The following is a 20,679-nucleotide window of genomic DNA, read 5'->3' on the forward strand; positions in this document are numbered from 1 at the left end:
GACCCACGAGACTGCAGACCCACGAGAACCGAGGAACCACCCATGCGCACCCTGATCAGCTCCGCCTTCATCTCGCTCGACGGCGTCGTCGAGGCCCCCGGCGGCGAACCCGGCTACCGGAACTCCGGATGGACCTTCAAGGACGTCGAGTTCCTCCCCGAGGCCTACGAGATCAAGGGGCGGGAGCAGGAGGAGGCCACCGCGATGCTGCTGGGCCGGGTCAGCTACCAGGCGTTCAGCCCGGTCTGGCCGGACATGCCGGAGTTCGCCCGCTACAAGACGCTGCCGAAGTACGTCGTCTCCACCACCCTCACCGAGGACGACCTGGTGTCGAACTGGGGCGAGACCACCATCCTGCGCTCGGTCGACCAGGTCGCCGCCCTCAAGGAGACCGAGGGCGGGCCGATCATCCTGCACGGCAGCGCCGCCCTGAACCACAGCCTCTCGGACGCCGGCCTGATCGACCGCTACCACCTGCTCGTCTACCCGCTGCTGCTCGGCGCGGGCAAGCGCCTGTTCAGCGCCACGGACAAGGACGCCCAGAAGCTGGAGCTGGTCGAGCACCAGGTCTACGGCAACGGCCTGCAGAAGCAGATCTTCGACGTCGTGCGCTGACCGGCGTTCCCGCCCAGCGCGTCCCCGGGGCCCGCGCCCGTCGCGGACCGCCGGGGTAAACCGATGGACAGGTTCCCGGCGGTCAACAGACTGATCCCATGACGGCGAACAACGACAAGAACGACCTGCGGATCTACGTCCAGGACGCCCGCGACGCCCTGTTGTGGAAGCTGGACGGCCTCTCCGAGTACGACCTCCGGCGACCGCTCACGCCCACCGGTACCAACCTCCTGGGGCTGGTCAAGCACGTCACCGGAGCCGAGGCGCTGTACCTCGGCGAGACCTTCGGGCGCCCCTTCCCCGAACCGACCCCGCTGTGGATCATCGGCACCGACGAGCCGAACGGCGACCTGTGGGCCCGGGCCGAGGAGAGCACCGAGGAGATCGTCGGGCGCTACCGCCGGGTCTGGGCGCACTCGGACGCCACCATCGAGGCGCTGCCGCTGGACGCCGTCGGCCGACTCCCGTTCGGCGACCGCCCGCAGCAGACCCTGCACCGGGTACTCGTCCACCTGATCGCCGAGACCCACCGGCACGTCGGCCACGCCGACCTGGTCCGTGAACTCGTCGACGGCGCCACCGGCCAGCGCTCCGACGGCGCCAACACGGCCCCCGGCGACGCTTCGTGGTGGCGGGCCCACCACGACCGGGTGGAGCAGGCGGCCCGCGAGGCGGGCGGACTCGCCTGAGCCCCGGGGCGGAAGCGGAACCGGCTCACCTCCCGGAACTCGCGTCGGGGACGGAGGGGGTCACTTCGGCGGAAGTGCGGCAGCGGCCCTCTGCCCCAGTTGCAGCCAGTCGTCCAGGACGTGGTCGTCGAGGACTTCTCCCGCCACGATGACCCAGCCCTTCGAGATCCGGCCGCGGACCTCGAAGGGCCGCGCGCCGGGCTGGGCGAGGGCCTGTGGGGTGTCGTCCGGGGCGACTCGTACCAGCAGTTCGTCGCCGACCACGCCGACCGCCGTGTTTCCCCGCACTGTGAAGACGAGTCCGCCGAACATCTTCTTCGCGACGACCTCGCTGTCCTCCTCCAGCAGCTCCCGGATCCGCTCCGCCAGCACCTCGTCATACGCCATGGCCCTGACGCTACCCACGCGCCACGGCCCCTGCCCGCGCAACCCCACCATGAGCCATATAGGACATTAACTGTCCTATATGGCCATTACGGTCTTTTCGGAGGGCGAAACCGCGGGACCGTCCTGCTCGACCCCTCCCGCCACCCCTTCCGCACCAGCCGCACCAGCCGCACCCGCTGACGGCCCCAGCCGCTCGCAGCGGCTGCTCTCACCAGGACGGCGGCCCCCGGAGTGCACGCACGCCCCGGCGACGACATCCACATGCTGCTCTACCGGGGCGGATTCTGCGCCATGCTCTACAGCAACGCCGACCTGAAGAACTGGCTGCCCAGCCTGGCCGACACCCCCATCGGCTTCGCCGGCATGTTCTACCTCGGCGTGGACGACTTCGACGGCGTGCACGACCACATCGCTCAGCACGCCGAGATCGTCAAGGACACCGACACCGACCACACCGGCCAGCGCATCTTCTACTTCCGCGACCCGGACGGCTACGTCATCGGCATCAACGACCAAGCCGCCCTCCAGGCCAGCGACCTCGGCAAATACGCCTGACCCGGGCTCAGGACGCCCTGGCTCGGAGCGTGGTCCGGCGAGGGACCGGCCGATCGCGCTCCCCCTCGGCCCGGGGGCATCGCCCCACGGGAGCACCTGGCCGGGTCCCGACGGGCGACCTGCCCCACCCGCGCACGAAAGACGACACCGAATGAATCCCGACGAGGTCGCGGCATACGCCCTGGACCTGCCCGAGGTCAGTGAGGAAGAGCCCTGGGGCCCGCACCGGCCCGTCTACAAGACCGGCGGCAAGATCTTCGCCACCCTGGCAGCGGCCAACACCTCCCAGCCCGACCGGCTGAGCATGAAGTGCGAAGCCGCCCTCGCCCTGCACCTGTACGAGCAGCACCCCGCGGTACGCCCCGGGTACGGGTACCAGGGCCCGCGGTGGCACTGGATCACCGTGCACCTGGACGGCACGGTCCCCGACGAGGAGATCGCCGAAATGATCAGTCACTCCTGGCAGTGCGTAGTGGACGGCCTGCCCCGCACCCCACGCGACCGGCTGCGCAGGCTCCACCGCGATCAGGCCCATCGTCGTCCGTAGGACGGTAGGTAGCGGCCCAGGAAGTTGACGTGCCTGCCGGTCCTTGAACGGGGAGAGGCGGGTGGCGTCCTCGTTCTTGATGTCGTGGCCCTCGGCGCGGAGTCGGGCGCGGAGTCGGGCGACGGCGGCGTCCAGGCAGGTGTGGACTGGCGGGTCCGGAGGGGCGGGTCCGGAGGGGCGGCTGCGCTGTCGGGTCGGCCCGCTAGGGTCGGGTGGGACAGGGGGCGGAACGGGGAAGGGCGGGGCACGTGGAGTGGGTGCGGGTGGCCGGGGTGCCGGGTGGCGTGGTGCACGGGGGGAGCCGGGAGTTCCTGGTGCGGGAGGGGCTGCCGGCGGCCGGGGCGTTCCTGGACTTCCGGGTGCTCGGCGGCGGCTCGCTGAAGGCCCTCCCGACCGCCGGGCCCGAGCGGCTCTTCGTCCTCGGGGAGACGGACTACTGCACCCCCTTCGCCCCCGTCGGCGACCTGGTGCTGCTGGACGGGACCACCGGCGAGGTGCTCCTCGGCAACGGCGGCCCCCGACGGGACCGGCTGGCCTCCGACCTGCCCGCGCTGGCCGCGCTGGTGCGGGAGGTGGAGGCCGTGGGCGAGGCGGCCCGGCGCCCGGAGGCGCTGGACGGACGGCGCGGGCCCGCCGTGGTGGCCGAGGTGACGGTCGGCGCCGAGCGGCGGATGCGGGAGATCGACCCCGGGCTGTTCGGGCACGACGCCACGCCCGCACACTGGGGCACGGCCCTGCTGGTCCGCGCCCTGGGCTGGGGCGCGCTGCCCGGCGGCCCGGGCGGCCCCGCGTACCGGGTCGGCACCGAACTGGTCACCGAGCTCGCGGCACTGACCGACGAGGAGGGCGGGGCGGGCCGGGTGCACCGGTTCCGGCCGGAGGCGCTGCCCGCCGCCCTCACCCACGAGCCGACCCGCCGACTGCTGACCGAGGTCGGACTGCCGCTCGGCGGCGCGATGTTCGGGGTGTGCGAGGAGCCGCTGGTCACCATGGCGGAGGCGTACCCCGAGTACTTCGACGGCGAGGAGGAACGCCCGTACCAGCGGGACTACCTCGCGCTCGGGGACTGGCCGTCCGACCTCACCATCGCCCTGGACGGCGCCACCGGGCGGCTCGAACTGCCCGACTGGTACGACGACGGGCAGCCCGAGGCGTACCTCAACCGCGACCTGACCGCCCTGCTCTACGCCCTGTGGACGTACGAGCGGCTGCGCGCCGAGTGGGAGCGCTGGGAGCACGGCCGGGGCCGGGACACCTGGGCGGTGTTCGACCCGCAGTCGCTGCTGAGCACCGTGGTGGACCGGCTGGTCGAGGGCGTCGATCCGGAGGCCTTCGCCTCGCCCGGGCGGTCCTGGCGGCTGCTCGCGGAGGACGGACACCTGGGCGGGCTGCTCGGCTGAACACCGGGGGCGCTCCTTCCTCGGCCTGTGCCGCCGCGCCGGTACGCTGCCCCGGTGACGAACATCCGTACGGCGGCCGGGCGAAGACGGGCGGTGCTCCTCGGCATCGGCGCCGGCCTCTCCCTCGCCTCGGCGGGCGCGCTGTACGCCCTGCTGTACGTGCGGTCGCTGGGCTACGGGGAGCGCTGCGAGCGCGGCCTGGTGTCGGGCGGCGGTCGGCTGCTGGAGACGGGTGCCTCCTGGCTCCCGCCGGACGCCTGGTGCCGGTTCGAGGACGGGAGCCTGTCCACCACGCCGTTCTGGGCGCTGCTGCTGTTCTACGCGCTGCTGACCGTGGTGGTCTGGTCAGTCATCGCGCTGGTGCACACCGTCCGTCCGTGTCCGGACCCGGGGCTGGACTGGCAACCGGGGCACGGTACCGGGGCGGGCTGGTAGGGGCGGGGCTGGTGGGGGCTGTACCGGTGGGGGCCGGGCTGGTGGGGGCCGGGCTGGTTGGGGCGTTGGTGGCTGTGCTCACCAGTGCTGCGGACGGTCGGCGGCGGGTGCGCAGCGGGGACAGGTAGACCGGCAGGAAGGCCGTCGCGAGGACGGTCCCGCCGAGCCAGAGCGTGGTGCGCAGGCCGAGGAGTTCGCCGAGCAGCCCGGATAGCGCGGAGCCGATCGCGAGCGCGCCGAAGAGCAGGAAGCGGAAGGTGGCGTTCATCCGGCCGAGCAGGTGGTCCGCGGTCATCCGCTGACGCAGACTCACCCCGAGCACGTTGTCCATGCCGGTCTTGAGCGAGACCAGCAGCCAGCCCGTCCCGGCCAGGAGCAGCCACGGCCCGCCACCGATCATCGGCACCAGCAGTCCGGCGGGCGCCAGGCACAGGCCGGCCAGGGCGAGGGTGCGACCGTCGCCGAGCCGGGCGGAGACCGGGCGGGCGCAGCGCGAACCGAGCAGGATGCCGACCCCGCCGACCGCCCAGAACAGGCCCAACGCCCAAGCGGGGAGGTTCAGTTCACGGACGAACAGCACCGGGAGCAGGGTGTTGACCAGTTGCGAACCGAGGTTGTTGAGGGAGGCGGTGGCGGCCAGGGCCCGCAGCTCCGGGTTGCCGAGGACGTGCCTCAGACCCTCGGCGATCTGCGCGCCGAGACCGGGGGTGGGGGTGGGGGTGTCGGGGTGGACGGGGACGTCATCGGCGGGGGTGCGGCGCAGGGCGGTCGGTCGCAGGGCGGTCAGTCGCAGGGCGGAGCCGAGGTGGCTGAGCGCGGTCACGGCGATCGCCAGTGGCGCGGTGAGCAGTTGGACCAGCAGCCCGCCCGCGCCGCGTCCGGCGACATTGCTGACCGCCATCAACCCGACCACGGCGGAGTTCGCGTCCACCAGGTGCTCGCGGCCGACCAGCCCGGGCAGCACGCTCTGCGAGCCGACGTCGAAGAAGACCGTGGCAGCGCCGGTGAGCAGCGCGACCGCGTACAGCTGCCCGAGGGTCAGCCCGCCGAGCCACCAGACCAGCGGGACGGAGGCGTAGAGCGCGGCCTTCACCAGGTCGGCCACGATCAGGACGCGACGGTGGTGCATCCGGTCGACCCAGGCACCGGCGGGCAGGCCGATGAGCAGGAAGGCGAGGGTACTCAGGGTGGCGAGCAGACCGGCCTGGCCGGGGCCCGCGTCGAGGGCCTCGACGGCGACCAGGGGGACGGCGACGTAGCCGACGTTGGTGCCGAGTTGGGTGAGGGCGGTGGCGGTGAAGAGGGTGCGGAAGTCGGGGATCCGCCAGAGGGAGTCGGGGCGCATGGTCCGTTCAGTCATGTGCGGGGGCGGTCGATACGGGGGCGGGGTCCGTCGGCGCTGGGGCGGGGGTGGGCTTCGGCCGGCGCTTCGCGAGGAACACCCCGGCGAGGACGACGGCCATCCCTGCCACCGCCCGTACGGTCAGCTGCTCGCCGAGGACCAGGGCGCCGAGCACGGTGGACACGACCGGCAGCAGGTAGCCGACAGTGGCGGCGCCGGTCGGGCCCTCGGTGGCGATCAGGCGGTAGTTGAGGTGGAAGGTCAGCCCGGTGCAGGCGATGCCGAGGACGGTGACGGCGGCCAGGCCGAGCGGATCGGCGTCGGCGAGCGGGTTCAGCGGGCCGACCGTGGGCAGGGCGATCGTGCTCAGCCCGGCGGCGGCGGAGAGCTGGGCGGCGGAGAGGGCGAGCGGGGCGGTGGCCGTCCCGGCGAATGCTCGGGCCATGTAGGCGAAGGCGATGGCGTAACTCGCCGCCGCGCCGAGCAGGGTGAGCGCCCCGGGGATGCTGATGCCCCCGCCGGTGCCGCCGCTTCCGCTGCCGTCCTGCCACGGGGCGAGGATCAGCAGCACGCCGACGAAGCCGAGCAGCAGCCCGGCGAGGCGCAATGGCCCCCGGGCCCGCTCCGTCCCGAGGGCAAGGCCGATCAGCACCGACCAGAGCGGGGTGGTCGCGTGCAGCACCCCGGCCAGGCCGGAGCCGACGCTGCGTTCGCCGTAGGCGGTCAGCAGGAACGGCAGCGCGTTGCAGAAGAACGCGGCCACGGCGAGCCGCCGCCAGAGCGCGCCGCCGCGCGGCAGGCGTTGCCCGGCGGAGCGGGCGAGCAGCAGCAGGACGGCGGCGCCGAGGGCGGCGCGCAGCACGGTGATCTGCACCGGGGTGAGCCCGTGTTGCAGCGCGAGCCTGATCCAGAGGAAGCCTGAGCCCCAGAGCAGTGCGAGGACGGCCATCCGCAGCACGGTCCAGCTCCTTGTCGGTGGTGGTGTCGGTCGGGTTTCGGGTGTCGGGGTGCCCGATGACGGTCGCGCGCGGTGATCACTTAGCACAAGCGAAAAGTTCTGAACCACCTTTAAGCTGCGCTGTATGAATGCCTCACTCGACGTCCGCCGGATGCAGGTGCTGCGCGCCGTGGTCGACCACGGCTCGGTGAGCGCGGCCGCCGACGCCCTCGGCTACACCCCGTCCGCCGTCAGCCAGCAGGTGTCAACGCTGGAACGGGAGACCGGGACGGCACTGCTGGAACGGATCGGGCGGGGCGTGCGGCCGACCGCCGCCGGGCTGCTGCTGGCCGGGCACGCGGCAGCCATCGACCGGCAGGTCGCCGAGGCGGGTGCGGCGCTGGCCGACCTGCGGGCCGGACGCACCGGCTGCCTGACCGTCCGTTACTTCACCACGGCCGGCTCCGCCCTGGTGGCACCCGCGCTGGCCGTCTTCCGCCGCGAGTACCCGGGCGTACGGCTCGACCTGGGCCTGACCGACCCCGTCGACCCGCTCATCGAGGTACGGGACGGCCGGGCCGACCTCGCGGTGGTGTTCCGGTCCGAGGAGGCCCCGACCGGCGTGCGGTTGGTGCACTTGCAGGACGATCCGTACCGCGCCGTGCTGCCCCGGGGGCACCGGCTGGCCGGACGGCGCGTGCTGGACCTGTCCGAGCTGGCGGACGAGCCCTGGGTCGGCGCCGAGCCGCCCGGCCCCTGTCGGAGCCTGGTGGAGGAGGCCTGCGACGCGGCCGGCTTCCGTCCGGCACTCGCGGTGGACGGCGCGGACTACGTCACCGCCCAGGGCTTCGTCGCAGCGGGGCTGGGAGTGTCACTGCTTCCGGAACTGGGACTGACACAGCGCCACCCGGGCGTCACGGTCTGCCGGGTGCGCGGCCCGGAGCCGGTACGGACCCTGCACGCCGCCGTACGGGAGAGCGCCTGGGGGCAGCCGGTGCTCGGGGCACTGGTGGCGGCACTCCGATCGGTGGCAGCTCCGGCGTCGGCGATGCAGACGGTGTAGGTGGTGCGGGGGTGGTGCGGGTCGCGGGGGGGGTGATCGGGCGTGCGGCGCAGGTCAGTAGGCTCGTGCTCCGGCGCGACGGCGTCACGACGTCACGGCGCGACAGCGCCCGCACGGCGGAGGGCAGGGGCTCGGCCGAGGCTGCGCCACGATCGGGGCGGGGAAAGGGAGTACGGGCCATGGACAGCGTCACGGGGGACGTCTACCGGGCATTCGCGGAACGGGAGGCGCGCGGCAACTCGGCGATGTACCAGGAGCTGGCCGAACGGACGGCCGGCGATGCGGAGTTGCTCGGCCTGCTGGACGAACTGCCGGACGCCAAGCGGCAGCCGAACCTGCTGTTCGGCGCGGTGCGGCACCTCGGCGGACCGGTGACGGAGGACTGGCCGGCCTTCCGCGCCTGGACGGTGGAGCGGTGGGCCGAGGTCTCGGCGACGATGCTGGAGCGGCGGACCCAGACCAACGAGGCGGGCCGCTGCGCCACCCTGCTGCCACTGCTGGCCTCGCTGCCGCAGCCGCTGGCGTTGATCGAGGTGGGCGCCTCGGCCGGACTCTGCCTGTATCCCGACCGGTACCGGTATCGATACCGGTACATGGCTGGTACCGGTACCGATGGTGCCGTCGATGCCAACAGTGCGGCCGATTCAGCTGAGGAATTCGGCGCGGCTGGCAGCCCGGTGACGCTGGACTGCGCGGTGAGCGGGCCGGTGCCCCAGCTGGACGCCCTGCGGAAGCGGCTGCCCGAGGTGGTGTGGCGCGCCGGAATCGACCTCAATCCGCTGGACGTCCGGTCCGAGGAGGACATGCGCTGGCTGGAGTCCCTGGTGTGGCCGGAGCAGACCCACCGGCTGGAGCGGTTGCGCGGCGCCGTCCAGGTCGCCCGGGCCGAACCGCCGCTGCTGGTGCGTGGCGATCTGAACGCGACCGTACGGGAGTTGGTGGCGCAGGCCCCGGCGGGTTCGACGCCGGTGGTGTTCCACAGCGCGGTGCTCGCCTACCTGTCGCCGGAGGCACGGGAGGAGTTCGCGGCGACCATGCGCGAGCTGCCTGCTCACTGGATCTCCAACGAGGCGGTCTCCGTCCTGCCGACCGTCGCGGAGCGACTCCCCCGCCCGGTCCCCGCCGGCTCCGGGCTGTTCGCGCTCGCCCTGGACGAGCGGCCGGTCGCCTTCACGGGGCCGCACGGGCAGAGCCTGGAGTGGTTCGCCGGGGCGTGAACCGGTGCCGTCGCACGCGTGGCCGTCGGCCCTGTGGCCCTCGGCCGGCCCGCTCCCGGAGGGGCGGGCACCTGTGGGAGCGGGCCCGTCGCCCTCCGGGTCGTTCCGTCGTCACTCCGTCCGCAGGGCCGTGACCGTCCGGGCGCGGGCGGCCCAGGTCGCGGGTAGGAGGGCGCCGAGCAGGGCCAGCGCCACCCCGCCGAATATCAGCGGCCCCACCACCGACGGGGCGAACACCGTGAGGTCCGCGTCCGGCACCCCGATGCCGGCGGCGCGGGCCATCGCCGGCATCACCAGGTGGTGCACCCCGACCCCGATCGGGACCCCGGCCAGGCCGGCCAGCAGGCCGCTGCCGCAGACCGAGGTGAGCACCATGCCGACGGTCTGCCGGGGCGACATCCCGAGAGCCTTGAGCACCCCCAGGTCGTGCACCCGGTCCCGGGTGTCCAGCAACACGGTGTTGAGCACCCCGAGCCCCGCCACGGCCGAGAGCAGCAGGGTGAGCGTGCCCGCCAGGGTGTTCACCGCCAGCACCACGATGTTGATGTGCGCCTCGCCGGGGTCGGCGCTCAGCCCCATCGGCTTGACCACCGCGTCCAGTCCGTCGGCGTAGGACACCGCGTCGGTGCCCGCCGTGAGGTCGATGTGGAAGGAGACCGCCTCGGCGTGGACCGCGCCGCCGAGCGGCTCCAGTGCGGCGCGGTCCAGGAACACCACGTCCTGGGTGGTCATGACCTCCCCGGTGATCCTCGCCGGGGTGGTGCGCCCGTGGTCGGCGAGGGTGACGGTGTCCCCCACCTTCAACTGGTTGGCCCGCAGGAAGGCGGCGCTGGCCACCGTCTCGCCGGCGCCGTGGAACCAGCGGCCCGTGACCATCTGGAAGCCGCTCCAGGAGGTGTCGCCGGTGAAGGCGACCAGTTCGGAGCGATCGGTGCTCCCGGCCACCGTCGCCGCGGCGGGCGCGCTGCTGTACCAGGCCCGGGTCCCGGGGCGGGACTCGATCGCCTTCGCCACGGCCGCCTCGTCCACGTGGTCGACCGGTGCGGAGCCGTCGAACGGGACCTGGACCAGGACCTTGCCCGCGCGGTCGGCCGTCAGGCCGTCCTGGAGCGAGCCCAGGGAGAGCGTCAGCCCGACGCAGAGGGTGACACCGGCCGTGCCGAGCACCACCGCGGCGGCGGTGGTCGCCGAGCGGCCCGGCCGGTTCAGCGGGGATGCCAGCCCGAGGCTGAGCGCCCTCGGCACCGGCAGCCGGCCGATCGCGTCCCGCACCCCGGACAGCAGGCCCGCCACGCCGGCCCGACCCGCCGAACCCCCGGCGGCCGCCCTCCTGGCGCCCGGCGCCGTCCGGCCGACCGCGAGCGCCTCCACGGTGCGCAGTCGCCCGGCCCGCAGGGCCGGCACCAGCGAGGTGCCGACCACCGCGCCCAGGGCCGCGACCGCGACCACCGCGTCCACCCAGAGCGGGATGCCGAGCAGGCCGCCGCGCAGGGCCTTGTGGGCCATTCCCAGCACCGGCACGGACAGCAGGTTGCCGCCCAGCACGCCCAGCGCGGTGCCGATCCCGGCGGGGATCAGCGCCTGGCCGACGTAGGCCCGCGCCACCTGGGCCGGGGTGAAGCCCAGGGACTTGAGGATGCCGATCCGCCGGGTGGCGGCACTCACCGCGCCACCGACCACGACGCCGATGATCAGCACCGACATGGCCAGGCCGAGCACCCCGAAGGCCGTGACGAACGGGACGAAGGTCGAGGCCGTCCGGTTGGCCTCCTCCCGGGCGGACCGGTAGGAGGTGGCCTTGGTGAGCGCTCCGCCCGGTACCGCAGCGGCGATCGCCGCGTGGTCGGCCTCCACCTCGGCGTCGCTGCCCGCGTGGGCGAAGCGGTAGAGGTACTGGGCGGCGGGCGTCGTACCCGGCGCCGTCAGCCCGGCCACCTGCTCGGGGGCGACCCAGCCGTCCGCGCTCCAGGAGACCGAGTCGGCCAGGCCGACGACCTTGAGCGTCGGCTGCCCCGGCAGCTCCGGGAACTGCGCGGAGTCCCCGACCGCCAGTGGGGAGTGCCCGTTCAGGAACACCACCTCGCCGGGGCCCGCGATCCAGCGGCCCATGGTGATCCGCAGGTCGTCCATCGGGCCGTCCTGGGCCCGGCCGACCAGCGTCATCGGCGGCAGCAGGCTGCCCGCGGGCGGGATCCTGGTGTCCTGGCCGGCCCGCGGTTGGAGGGTCACCGCCGGGTAGGGGCCGGCCGAGGCCGTCACCCCGGGGGCGTGCGCGGCCGCGGCCAGCTGGGCGGGGCTCGCCTTCGTCCGGTCGTACAGCACGTTGAGGTGCGCGCCGCGCTGGTCGGTGAAGGCGCGCTCGTACGGGCCCTGGGCGGCGACCACCAGCCCGAGGGCGAGGATGCACGCCGTCACGGACATCATCGTGGTGAGCACCATGACCAGGGTCTGCACTCGCTTGCGGCCCACCCCGGCGCGGACCACCTTGCCCATCGCGTTCATGCGCCCACCCCGCTCCGGCCGCCGGAGGCCGGCACCGCCGCCGTGTCCCGGACCAGGCGGCCGTCGAGCAGCTCGATCGTCCGGTCGGCGCAGGCCTCGGCGAGCGCGGTGTCATGGGTGACCAGCAGGATCGTCTGGCCCTCGGCGTTGAGCCCGCGGAGCAGGTCGCGGACGTCGGCGGCGGAGGCGGTGTCCAGTGCTCCGGTCGGTTCGTCGGCCAGCAGCAGCGGCGGACGGTTCATCAGCGCCCGGGCCACCGCGACGCGCTGGCGCTCGCCGCCGGAGAGCCGACCGGGGAAGGCCTTCGCGTGCCGGGCCACCCCGAGCCGCTCCAGCAGCTCACCGGCCCGGGCCTGGGCCTGCTCCCGCCGCGTCCCGGCGAGTTGGGCCGGGAGCAGCACGTTGTCCTCGACGTTGAGGTCGTCCAGCAGGTTGAAGAACTGGAACACCATGCCGATCCTGGTCCGCCGGTACTCGGCGAGCGCGGCCTCGCCGAGTTCGTGGACGGCCACGCCGTCCACCTCGACGCCGCCCTCGCTCGGGCGGTCGAGGCCGGCGACCAGGTTCAGCAGGGTGGACTTGCCGCTGCCCGAGCGGCCGAGCACGGCCACCGCCTCGCCGGCCCGCACGTCGAGGTCCAGCCCGGCCAGGGCGGGACGGGCGGCGTCGGATCGGTCGTACGTCTTGCTGACGCCGCGGATCCTGATGATCGGCGCGTTCACGGGCCCTCCACGGTTCGGGGTCCGGCTCCGGGGGACCCGGGACCGGCTGACGGAACATCACGCTACGAATCCGCGGTCGGGCCCGGACAGCCGTCTAGGCGGCGTCCTGGGGGTGTATCCAGATACACCCCGAACTGGGTGTTCAGGCCTAGAGCGCCGGACGATCACGACGGGCAGACTGACTCCGCGGAAGATCGGGACGGATGCTCACGGAGGGCTCCGGCAGGCAGACTTCGGGCCCCGCGGGGCCCGGGACGAAAGGGGGGCGACATGAGGACGGAAGCGATCACCGGGGTGGCTCGACGGCTGGGCCAAGCCTGCGCGGACGGCGTGCGCGCCTGGTACGTGGCGACGATGGCCGTCACGGGGCTGATCGCGCTGCTGGCCGGGCCGATCGTGCTGGGTGCCGCGCTGTTCGGTCCGGACGAGTCCGGGCACTTCGGGCTGGGCGGGCCGCTCATCCTGGCGGTGCCGCTGGGGCCGGTCGCCCTCTGGGCGCTCTGCTGGGCCACCGGCGGCTCCGGCCGGGCGCTGGGGGCCGCGCTGTTCGCCCCGGGCGCGCTCGCGGTGACGGCGACCCACCTGTACGGCGGCGCCGCGCCCGGCGGCCGGTCCGTCTCGCTCTGGCTGGCGCCCTCGCTGCTGGCGCTCGGGCTGTTCGGCGCACGCTGGATCGCCACCGAGAGTCGGCGGATCGTCGAGCGGTGGAGCGGGCGGCCGATCCCGGTGCCGTACCGCCGCCCGGCCGAGGGGGCCGGTGCCTGGCAGCGGCTGTCGGCCGGCGGCTGGCTGGCCGACCCGGCGACCTGGCGGGACTTCGCCTGGGCCCTCCTCACCGGATTCGCCGTGCTGTTCACGGCCGCGATCGTGGTGCTGGCGCCGATCGCCCTGGAGATCTTCGGCCGGAACGGGCTGCTGTTCCCGCTGGTGATCGTCTACGGCATGGGTGTCTGGGCGGCCCCGTTCGCGCTCCTGTGGGCGGCACCGCCCGTCCTGAGGCTGCACGAGAGGGCCGCCAGGTCCCTGCTCGGGCCCTCCCGGCAGACCGAACTCGCCCGCCAGGTCAGCCATCTGGCGCGTACCAGGGCGGACACCATCGACGCCGGGGCGGCCGAGCTGCGCCGGATCGAGCGGGACCTCCACGACGGGGCGCAGGCCCGGCTGGTGGCGCTGGGCATGCTGCTGACCGTTGCCGAGCAGGTGAAGCACGACCCGGACGCCCTCGGGCCGCTGCTGGCCGAGGCCCGGACGTCCTCGGTCAAGGCGCTCGGCGAACTGCGGGACTTGGTCCGGGGCATCCACCCGCCGGTGCTGGCCGACCGCGGCCTGGCCGACGCGGTGGAGGCCACCGCGCTGGACCTGCCGCTGCCGGTCACCTTCACCGGGGGCCTGTCCGGCCGGGCCCCAGCACCGGTGGAGTCGGCCGCCTACTTCGCGGTGACCGAGCTGCTGGCCAACGCGGTGAAACACGCCGGGGCCTCGCACGTGTGGATCGAGATAGGGCACAGTGACGGGCTGCTGCGGATATCGGTCACCGACGACGGGCGCGGAGGCGCGGACCCGTCCCGGGGCACCGGCCTCAGCGGAACCGAACGCCGACTGGCCGCCTTCGACGGGGTACTCGCGATCAGCAGTCCGTCCGGTGGGCCGACCATCGTGAACCTGGAGATCCCGTGCGCGTTGTCATCGCCGAAGACCTCTTCCTCCTCCGGGACGGGCTGACCCGGTTGCTGGAGGCCAACGGCATGAAGGTCACCGCGGCGGTCGAGAACGGCGAGCAGCTGCTCGCCGCGATCGCCGCCGACCGGCCCGACATCGCCGTGGTCGACGTGCGGCTGCCGCCGAGCTTCACGGACGAGGGGCTGCGCGCGGCACTCGCCGCCCGGCGGGCCCACCCGGGACTCCCCGTGCTGGTGCTGTCACAGTTCGTGGAGCAGCTCTACGCCCGCGAGCTGCTGGCCGGCAGCTCCGGCGGGATCGGCTACCTGCTCAAGGACCGCGTGTTGGACGGTGCCCAGTTCCTCGACGCCGTCCGCCGGGTCTCCCAGGGTGGTACGGCCATGGATCCGGAGGTGATCACCCGACTGCTCACCCACAACTCCTCGGCCGGCCCGGTCTCCACCCTCTCCCCACGCGAGCGACAGGTGCTGGCGCTGATGGCCGAGGGCCGCTCGAACGCGGCGATCGCCCAGCAGCTGGTGATCACCGAGCGGGCGGTCGCCAAGCACACCGCGTCGATCTTCGTCCGCCTCGACCTCCAGCCCTCCGACGACGACAACCGCCGGGTCCTGGCCGTCCTGGCCTACCTCAACAACTCCTGACGACCTCGACGGCCCCTCCGCCCAGGGGGGCTCGCCCGGCACCGAACGGGTCATCTACCCTGGTGAGGTGCTCATCCTTGTTCGCCGCCGCCACGTGGACCTGCTCCGCGTGACGACCATGTCCTGTCGACGCTCCGGCTGAACCTCGCGCCACCCACCCTCACGGCAGCCCCGACGCGGCCGCCACCACCTCCCGGCTACCGGAGCACCCGCCCCACCAGGCGCGGCTCCGGCCTTCCCTGGTCGACCACCGGGACCAGCCGGGACGAGACCAGCGGATGTCACACATGACGCAGCAGTACACGCCCATATCCGGATCCGGCTCCACCCCGGAGGCGCACCCCGAGGCCCTCCCGGTGATCGACCTCTCGCTCGCCGACGGCAGCCCCGAGGACCGCCGCCGCCTGCACGACGAGCTCCGTGCCGCCGCCACCGGCGTCGGCTTCTTCCAGCTCGTCGGCCACGGCGTCACCCCGGAGGAGACGGCCGCGCTCACCGCAGCCATGCGCGCCTTCTTCGCCCTCCCCGAGGCCGACCGGCTCTCCGTGAGCAACCTCAACTCCCCCCACTACCGCGGCTACACCCGCACCGGCGACGAGCGCACCGGCGGCAGCCAGGACTGGCGCGACCAGCTGGACATCGGCGCCGAGCTGCCCCCGCACGCCCCCGGCAGCGGCGAGCCCCCGTACTGGTGGCTGGAGGGTCCCAACCAGTGGCCGGCCGCGCTCCCCGAGCTGCGCACCGCCGCGCTCGGCTGGATCGACCACCTCGGCGCGGTCGCCCGCCGCCTGCTGCACGAACTCCTCGCCTCGATCGGCGCCCGCCCCGACTTCTACGACGACGCCTTCGCGGGCCACCCCCACCTGCGGCTCAAGCTGGTCCGCTACCCGGGCACCGCGCCCGACGGCGCCGGCCAGGGCGTCGGCGCCCACAAGGACTACGGGTTCATCACCCTGCTCCTCCAGGACACCGTCGGCGGCCTCCAGGTGGAGCGCCCGGACGGCACTTTCCTGGACGTCCCGCCGCTCGACGGCGCCTTCGTGGTCAACCTCGGCGAGCTGCTGGAGGTGGCCACCGACGGCTACCTCAAGGCGACCAGCCACCGCGTGGTCAGCCCGGCCGGAGCCCGTGAGCGCTACTCCGTCCCGTTCTTCTACAACCCCCGCCTCGACGCCCACATCGAGCCGCTCGACTTCCCCCTCGCCCACCACGCCCCCGGCGCCACCGAGGACCCGGCCAACCCCCTCTTCGCCGACTTCGGCTTCAACGAGTGGAAGGGCTACACCCGGGCCCACCCCGAGGTCACCCGCCGCCACCACGCCGCCCTCGCCTGACCCGAGGCCCGCGAGAGACCCCACAGGTGCCCCGCCCCGACGCCGGGGCGGGCGCCGTTCGCAGTCTCCGGGCCGCCACCGCTCAGGCCACCGCCTCCGGGCCACCACCGCCCAGGCCGCCGCCGCCCGGCCGCCGCCTCCGGTTCGCCACCGCCCGGGCCGCCCACCCCGTCCGATGGACCTGATCGCACCGCACTGTCACACTGCAGCTGTCACAGCAGGAGTGTGCCAGCGCGGGAGGCAGCAGATGGGGGAGCACAGCGCCGGGGTCGGCGAGGTGCGGCTGACGGTGGACGAGTTGGCGGCGCGGGCCGGGGTGACGGTGCGGACGGTGCGGTTCTACGGGACGAAGGGGCTGCTCCCGCCGCCGGAACTGGGTCCGCGGCGGGTCGGGCTGTACGGGTCCGCGCACCTGGACCGGCTGGGGCTGATCGAGGAGTTGCAGCGGCAGGGGCTGACCCTGGCCGCGATCGAGCGCTACCTGGCCCGGCTGCCGGAGGACAGCACCCCGCTGGGCCTGGCCATCCACCGGGCGCTGGTGGCGTCCTGGACACCGGAAACGGCCGAGGAGGTGGGCCGGGCCCAGTTGGAGCGGCGGGCCGGCCGGGGGCTGTCGGAGGAGCAGGTGGAGCGCCTGGTCGCGATGGGGGCGCTGGAGCGCACCCCCGACCCTGAGGTGTTCCGGACGGATCCGGCCCTGCTGCCGTTGGGCGTGCGGATCCTGGACGTGCCGATCCCGCTGGAGACGCTGCTGGCCGCCCGGGCGGTGGTGGTGGAGCACAGCCGGGCGACCGCCCGGGAGCTGCAGCGGCTGTTCCGGGAGACGGTCTGGAAGCCGTACCGGGAGAGCGAGCCGGATCCGGCGGAGCTGGCCCGGATGAAGGAGCTGACCGACCACATCCAGCCGATGGTGGCGCAGGCGCTGGTCACCGCGTTCCAACGCTTCCTGCGGGAGGAGTTGGGCGACGAACTGGGCGAGGCGTCAGGCGAGAAGCCCGGCGCGGAACCCGGCGAGGAATCCGGCGCGGAACCCGGCACCTAGCCAGCAGCACCCGGGTGGGGCCGCGCCCTCGCGCGCACGGCCCCACCTCCTGCCCTCCGCCACTCTGGTCAGTCGGTGAAGGTGGTCAGTCGGTGAAGGTCCGCCCCTCCGCCGCGATCCGCTCCAGCAGCGCCGGCGGCGCGAACCGCTCGCCGTAGGCGGCGGCGAGTTCGCGGGCGCGGGCCGCGAAGCCGGCCGGGCCGCCCGGGTAGCCGTTGATGTACTGGAAGACGCCGCCCGTCCAGGCCGGGAAGCCGATGCCCAGGATGGACCCCACGTTGGCGTCGGCGACCGAGGTGAGCACGCCCTCCTCCAGGCAGCGCACCGAGTCGATCGCCTCGCTGAACAGCATCCGCTCCTTGAGGTCCTCGAACGGGACCTCCGAGGGGTCGACCGGTTCGGCACCTTCGGCGCCACCGGCGAAGTGCTCCAGCAGCCCCGGCCAGAGCCGGCCACGCTTGCCGTCCTCGCCGTACTCGTAGAAGCCCGCGCCGCCGCTGCGCCCGGGGCGGCCGAACTCGTCGACCATCCGGTCCACCACCGTGTCCGCCGGGTGCGGGGTCCAGGTGCCGCCGGCGGCCTCGACCGCGCGTCGGTACTCGTCGCGGATCTTGCGCGGCAGGGTGAGGGTGAGCTCGTCCATCAGGGAGAGCACCTTGGCGGGGTAGCCGGCCTGGGCTGCGGCCTGCTCGACGGAGGCCGGGTGGATGCCCTCGCCGACCATGGCGACGCCCTCGTTGAGGAACTGGCCGATCACCCGCGAGGTGAAGAAGCCGCGGGAGTCGTTGACCACGATCGGGGTCCGGTCGATCTGCCGGACCAGGTCGAAGGCGCGGGCGAGCGCCTCGTCGCCGGTCTGCGGGCCCCGGATGATCTCGACCAGGCGCATCTTGTCGACCGGCGAGAAGAAGTGCAGGCCGATGAAGTCGCCGGTGCGCCGGACGCCTTCGGCGAGCACGCCGATCGGCAGGGTGGAGGTGTTGGAGCAGAGCAGCGCGTCGGGGGCGACCACGCCCTCGATCTCCTGGAACACCTTGTGCTTGAGCTCGGTGTTCTCGAAGACGGCCTCGATCACCGCGTCGCAGCCGGCCAGGTCGGCGGCGTCGCCGGTGGGGGTGATCCGGGCCAGCAGTTCGTCGCGCTTCGCCTCGGTGGAGCGGCCGCGGGCGATCGCCTTGTTCAGCAGGCCCTCGGAGTAGGCCTTTCCGCGCTCGGCGGCCTCGGTGCTGACGTCCTTGAGCACGACCTCGATGCCGGCCTTGGCACAGGCGTAGGCGATGCCGGCGCCCATCATCCCGGCGCCGAGCACCGCGACCTTGCGGACCAGCCGCTTCTCGACGTCCTTGGGCCGCCCGGCGCCGGAGTTGACCGCCTGCATGTCGAAGAACAGCGCCTGGATCATGTTCTTGCTGGTCTGCCCGCAGGCCAGCTCGGTGAAGTAGCGGGCCTCGATCACCATCGCGGTGTCGACGTCGACCTGGCTGCTCTCCACCGCGGTGGCCAGCACGTTGCGCGGGGCCGGGTAGGGCGCGCCGTTGAGCTGCTTGCGCAGGTTGGCCGGGAAGGCGGGCAGGTTGGCGGCGAAGGCGGGGGTGGCGGGGGTGCCGCCGGGGATCTTGTAGCCCTTGACGTCCCAGGGCTGGACCGCGGTCGGGTTGGCCTCGATCCAGGCCTTCGCCCGGGCCGTCAACTCCTCCGGGGTGTCGACCAGTTCGTGCACCAGTCCGTGCTCCAGCGCCTGCGCCGGGCGGTACTGGCGGCCCTGCAGCAGGAATTTCAGCAGGGCGTCGGTGATGCCGAACAGCCGCACCGTGCGGACGACGCCGCCACCGCCCGGCAGCAGGCCGAGGGTGACCTCGGGCAGGCCGATCCGGCTGGCGGGGGTGTTCAGCGCGATCCGGTGGTGGCAGGCGAGGGCAATCTCCAGGCCGCCGCCGAGCGCGCTGCCGTTGACGGCGGCGACGACCGGCTTGCCGAGGGTCTCCAGCTTGCGCAGCGAGCGCTTGATCCGCATGGACTTCTCGAAGACGGCCTCGGCGTCCTCGGGGCGGGCGGCGGACAGCATCCGCAGGTCTCCCCCGGCGAAGAAGGTCTTCTTGCCGGAGGTGACCACCACGCCGCGCAACGCGTCGCCGAGGCCGGCCAGCCGCTCGACGGTGGCCTCGAAGTCGGCCGTGAAGGCCTCGTTCATGGTGTTGACGGACTGGGTGGGGTCGTCGAGGACGAGGGTGACCACGCCGTCCCGGTCCTGCTCCCAGCGGATGGTGGTGGTGTCGCTCATGGGTTCAAGGTCTCCAGGTCTACCGGGGGGAGAGGGGGATCAGACGCGCTCGACGATGGTGGCGACGCCCATGCCGCCGCCCACGCACAGGGTGATCAGGCCGTAGCGCAGCTCGCGCCGCTCCAGTTCGTCGACGACGGTGCCGAGCAGCATCGCGCCGGTCGCGCCGAGCGGGTGGCCGAGCGCGATCGCGCCGCCGTTGACGTTCACCTGGTCGTGCCGGAAGCCGAGTTCGCCGATGAAGCGCAGGGCGACCGCGGCGAAGGCCTCGTTGATCTCGACCAGGTCGATGTCGGCGGCGGTGAGCCCGGCCTTGGCGAGGGCCTTGCGGGTGGCCGGGGCGGGGCCGGTCAGCATGATGGTCGGCTCGGAGCCGGACACGGCCGCGGAGACGATCCGGGCGCGCGGGCGCAGCCCGTACCGCTCGCCGACCTCGCGGTTGCCGATCGCGACGAGGGCGGCGCCGTCCACGATGCCGGAGGAGTTGCCCGCGTGGTGGACGTGGTCGATGGCCTCCACCCAGTGGTACTTCTGGAGGGCGACGGCGTCGAAGCCGCCGGCCTCGCCGATCGCGGCGAAGGAGGGCTTGAGGCCGGCCAGGGTCTCGACGGTGGTGCCGGGGCGGATGAACTCGTCGCGCTCCAGCACGACCAGGCCGTTGCGGTCGCGCACCGGGACGACCGAGCGGTCGAACAGGCCGTCCGCCTGCGCCTTGGCGGCGCGCGCCTGGGACTCGGCGGCGAAGGCGTCCACGTCGGTGCGGGAGAAGCCCCCGATGGTGGCGATGAGGTCGGCGCCGATGCCCTGCGGGGCGAAGTTGGTCTCGTACGAGGTCATCGGGTCGGCGAACCAGGCGCCGCCGTCCGAGGCCATCTTGACCCGGGACATCGACTCCACGCCGCCGGCCAGGATCAGGTCCTCCCAGCCCGAACGGACCTTGGCGGCGGCCAGGTTGACGGCCTCCAGGCCCGAGGCGCAGAAGCGGTTCTCCTGGACGCCGGCCACCGTGTCGGGCAGGCCGGCCGCGATGGCGGCGATCCGGGCGATGTCGGAGCCCTGGTCGCCGATCGGGCTGACCACGCCGAGCACGATGTCGTCGATCGCGGCCGGGTCCAACTCGGGGTAGCGGCGGCGGATCTCGTGGATCAGGCCGACGACCAGGTCGATCGGCTTGGTGCCGTGCAGCGAGCCGGTGGCCTTGCCGCGGCCGCGCGGGGTGCGGATCGCGTCGTAGACGTACGCTTCGGTGGTCACGATGGGGATGCCTTTCGGGGCAGGGGGGTTGGCGGA

General features: G+C 73.5%; 19 protein-coding genes. 12 read left to right on the forward strand and 7 right to left on the reverse strand.

The window, feature by feature from the left end:
* The first annotated feature begins 42 nt into the window (after window positions 1-42).
* A complete protein-coding gene (locus tag ACZ4W5_RS12280; protein WP_360237330.1) occupies window positions 43-615 on the forward strand; it encodes a dihydrofolate reductase family protein in 573 nt (190 codons plus the stop codon).
* Window positions 616-713: 98 nt separating this feature from the next.
* Window positions 714-1,304, forward strand: a complete 591-nt coding sequence (locus ACZ4W5_RS12285) for a DinB family protein (protein WP_465654093.1) — start codon at window positions 714-716, stop codon at window positions 1,302-1,304.
* 60 nt (window positions 1,305-1,364) lie between these two features.
* On the opposite strand, the gene ACZ4W5_RS12290 is transcribed toward ACZ4W5_RS12285, so the two are convergent.
* A complete protein-coding gene (locus ACZ4W5_RS12290; protein ID WP_360237326.1) occupies window positions 1,365-1,691 on the reverse strand; it encodes a TfoX/Sxy family protein in 327 nt (108 codons plus the stop codon).
* A 231-nt stretch (window positions 1,692-1,922) separates the two neighbouring features.
* On the opposite strand from ACZ4W5_RS12290, the gene ACZ4W5_RS12295 reads away from it, so the two are divergent.
* The 4 genes from ACZ4W5_RS12295 to ACZ4W5_RS12310 all read left to right on the forward strand — a co-directional run bounded on the left by ACZ4W5_RS12295 (window position 1,923) and on the right by ACZ4W5_RS12310 (window position 4,628).
* Window positions 1,923-2,246: a VOC family protein gene (locus ACZ4W5_RS12295; RefSeq protein WP_360237324.1), complete on the forward strand. Its 324-nt coding sequence runs from the start codon at window positions 1,923-1,925 to the stop codon at window positions 2,244-2,246.
* Between the two features lie 151 nt (window positions 2,247-2,397).
* Window positions 2,398-2,793: an MmcQ/YjbR family DNA-binding protein gene (locus ACZ4W5_RS12300; protein ID WP_360237321.1), complete on the forward strand. Its 396-nt coding sequence runs from the start codon at window positions 2,398-2,400 to the stop codon at window positions 2,791-2,793.
* A 248-nt stretch (window positions 2,794-3,041) separates the two neighbouring features.
* Entirely contained in the window at window positions 3,042-4,193 is a 1,152-nt protein-coding gene (locus ACZ4W5_RS12305; RefSeq protein ID WP_360237319.1) for an SUKH-4 family immunity protein, read from the forward strand.
* Between the two features lie 54 nt (window positions 4,194-4,247).
* Window positions 4,248-4,628 (forward strand): hypothetical protein, encoded by a 381-nt coding sequence (locus tag ACZ4W5_RS12310; protein ID WP_360237317.1) that lies wholly within the window; start codon window positions 4,248-4,250, stop codon window positions 4,626-4,628.
* On the opposite strand, the gene ACZ4W5_RS12315 is transcribed toward ACZ4W5_RS12310, so the two are convergent.
* A complete protein-coding gene (locus ACZ4W5_RS12315; RefSeq protein WP_465654094.1) occupies window positions 4,543-5,973 on the reverse strand; it encodes an MFS transporter in 1,431 nt (476 codons plus the stop codon). The genes ACZ4W5_RS12310 and ACZ4W5_RS12315 overlap by 86 nt on opposite strands.
* A 7-nt stretch (window positions 5,974-5,980) precedes the next feature.
* Window positions 5,981-6,919, reverse strand: a complete 939-nt coding sequence (locus tag ACZ4W5_RS12320) for a DMT family transporter (protein ID WP_465654132.1) — start codon at window positions 6,917-6,919, stop codon at window positions 5,981-5,983.
* A gap of 160 nt (window positions 6,920-7,079) precedes the next feature.
* Here ACZ4W5_RS12320 and ACZ4W5_RS12325 point away from each other — a divergent pair, with 160 nt between their 5' ends.
* Together ACZ4W5_RS12325 and ACZ4W5_RS12330 are read left to right on the forward strand one after the other, a co-directional pair.
* A complete protein-coding gene (locus ACZ4W5_RS12325) occupies window positions 7,080-7,970 on the forward strand; it encodes a LysR family transcriptional regulator (RefSeq protein WP_360237443.1) in 891 nt (296 codons plus the stop codon).
* Window positions 7,971-8,149: 179 nt separating this feature from the next.
* Window positions 8,150-9,187, forward strand: coding sequence for a DUF2332 domain-containing protein (locus ACZ4W5_RS12330; protein ID WP_465654095.1), 1,038 nt, complete (start codon window positions 8,150-8,152; stop codon window positions 9,185-9,187).
* Window positions 9,188-9,298: 111 nt separating this feature from the next.
* On the opposite strand, the gene ACZ4W5_RS12335 is transcribed toward ACZ4W5_RS12330, so the two are convergent.
* Together ACZ4W5_RS12335 and ACZ4W5_RS12340 are read right to left on the reverse strand one after the other, a co-directional pair.
* Entirely contained in the window at window positions 9,299-11,689 is a 2,391-nt protein-coding gene (locus ACZ4W5_RS12335; RefSeq protein WP_465654096.1) for an FtsX-like permease family protein, read from the reverse strand.
* The gene (locus ACZ4W5_RS12340) at window positions 11,686-12,411 is read right to left on the reverse strand and encodes an ABC transporter ATP-binding protein (RefSeq protein WP_465654097.1); all 726 of its coding nucleotides are present in this window, start codon (window positions 12,409-12,411) and stop codon (window positions 11,686-11,688) included. The genes ACZ4W5_RS12335 and ACZ4W5_RS12340 overlap by 4 nt, the downstream gene beginning before the upstream one ends.
* A gap of 270 nt (window positions 12,412-12,681) precedes the next feature.
* Here ACZ4W5_RS12340 and ACZ4W5_RS12345 point away from each other — a divergent pair, with 270 nt between their 5' ends.
* From ACZ4W5_RS12345 to ACZ4W5_RS12360, 4 genes are all read left to right on the forward strand, one after another.
* Window positions 12,682-14,133, forward strand: a complete 1,452-nt coding sequence (locus ACZ4W5_RS12345) for a sensor histidine kinase (RefSeq protein WP_465654098.1) — start codon at window positions 12,682-12,684, stop codon at window positions 14,131-14,133.
* The gene (locus ACZ4W5_RS12350) at window positions 14,085-14,732 is read left to right on the forward strand and encodes a response regulator (RefSeq protein WP_465654099.1); all 648 of its coding nucleotides are present in this window, start codon (window positions 14,085-14,087) and stop codon (window positions 14,730-14,732) included. The genes ACZ4W5_RS12345 and ACZ4W5_RS12350 overlap by 49 nt, the downstream gene beginning before the upstream one ends.
* Before the next feature lie 287 nt (window positions 14,733-15,019).
* Window positions 15,020-16,066 (forward strand): isopenicillin N synthase family dioxygenase, encoded by a 1,047-nt coding sequence (locus ACZ4W5_RS12355; RefSeq protein WP_465654100.1) that lies wholly within the window; start codon window positions 15,020-15,022, stop codon window positions 16,064-16,066.
* Between the two features lie 247 nt (window positions 16,067-16,313).
* Window positions 16,314-17,108, forward strand: a complete 795-nt coding sequence (locus ACZ4W5_RS12360) for a MerR family transcriptional regulator (protein ID WP_465654101.1) — start codon at window positions 16,314-16,316, stop codon at window positions 17,106-17,108.
* An 85-nt stretch (window positions 17,109-17,193) separates the two neighbouring features.
* On the opposite strand, the gene ACZ4W5_RS12365 is transcribed toward ACZ4W5_RS12360, so the two are convergent.
* Together ACZ4W5_RS12365 and ACZ4W5_RS12370 are read right to left on the reverse strand one after the other, a co-directional pair.
* Window positions 17,194-19,389 (reverse strand): 3-hydroxyacyl-CoA dehydrogenase NAD-binding domain-containing protein, encoded by a 2,196-nt coding sequence (locus tag ACZ4W5_RS12365; protein ID WP_465654102.1) that lies wholly within the window; start codon window positions 19,387-19,389, stop codon window positions 17,194-17,196.
* A gap of 39 nt (window positions 19,390-19,428) precedes the next feature.
* Window positions 19,429-20,643: an acetyl-CoA C-acetyltransferase gene (locus tag ACZ4W5_RS12370; RefSeq protein ID WP_360237299.1), complete on the reverse strand. Its 1,215-nt coding sequence runs from the start codon at window positions 20,641-20,643 to the stop codon at window positions 19,429-19,431.
* Window positions 20,644-20,679: the final 36 nt, after the last annotated feature.

This window comes from Kitasatospora sp. NPDC029367, from assembly GCF_055569135.1.

What these genes read in the sequence shown, in the direction of transcription:
- ACZ4W5_RS12325 (WP_360237443.1), top strand. Translation starts at nt 7,080, where the DNA reads ATGCAGGTGCTGCGCGCCGTGGTCGACCACGGCTCGGTGAGCGCGGCC.
- ACZ4W5_RS12280 (WP_360237330.1), top strand. Translation starts at nt 43, where the DNA reads ATGCGCACCCTGATCAGCTCCGCCTTCATCTCGCTCGACGGCGTCGTC.
- ACZ4W5_RS12285 (WP_465654093.1), top strand. Translation starts at nt 714, where the DNA reads ATGACGGCGAACAACGACAAGAACGACCTGCGGATCTACGTCCAGGAC.
- ACZ4W5_RS12330 (WP_465654095.1), top strand. Translation starts at nt 8,150, where the DNA reads ATGGACAGCGTCACGGGGGACGTCTACCGGGCATTCGCGGAACGGGAG.
- ACZ4W5_RS12365 (WP_465654102.1), bottom strand. Translation starts at nt 19,389, where the DNA reads ATGAGCGACACCACCACCATCCGCTGGGAGCAGGACCGGGACGGCGTG.
- ACZ4W5_RS12300 (WP_360237321.1), top strand. Translation starts at nt 2,398, where the DNA reads ATGAATCCCGACGAGGTCGCGGCATACGCCCTGGACCTGCCCGAGGTC.
- ACZ4W5_RS12315 (WP_465654094.1), bottom strand. Translation starts at nt 5,973, where the DNA reads ATGCGCCCCGACTCCCTCTGGCGGATCCCCGACTTCCGCACCCTCTTC.
- ACZ4W5_RS12355 (WP_465654100.1), top strand. Translation starts at nt 15,020, where the DNA reads ATGACGCAGCAGTACACGCCCATATCCGGATCCGGCTCCACCCCGGAG.
- ACZ4W5_RS12320 (WP_465654132.1), bottom strand. Translation starts at nt 6,919, where the DNA reads ATGGCCGTCCTCGCACTGCTCTGGGGCTCAGGCTTCCTCTGGATCAGG.
- ACZ4W5_RS12360 (WP_465654101.1), top strand. Translation starts at nt 16,314, where the DNA reads ATGGGGGAGCACAGCGCCGGGGTCGGCGAGGTGCGGCTGACGGTGGAC.
- ACZ4W5_RS12290 (WP_360237326.1), bottom strand. Translation starts at nt 1,691, where the DNA reads ATGGCGTATGACGAGGTGCTGGCGGAGCGGATCCGGGAGCTGCTGGAG.
- ACZ4W5_RS12345 (WP_465654098.1), top strand. Translation starts at nt 12,682, where the DNA reads ATGAGGACGGAAGCGATCACCGGGGTGGCTCGACGGCTGGGCCAAGCC.
- ACZ4W5_RS12335 (WP_465654096.1), bottom strand. Translation starts at nt 11,689, where the DNA reads ATGAACGCGATGGGCAAGGTGGTCCGCGCCGGGGTGGGCCGCAAGCGA.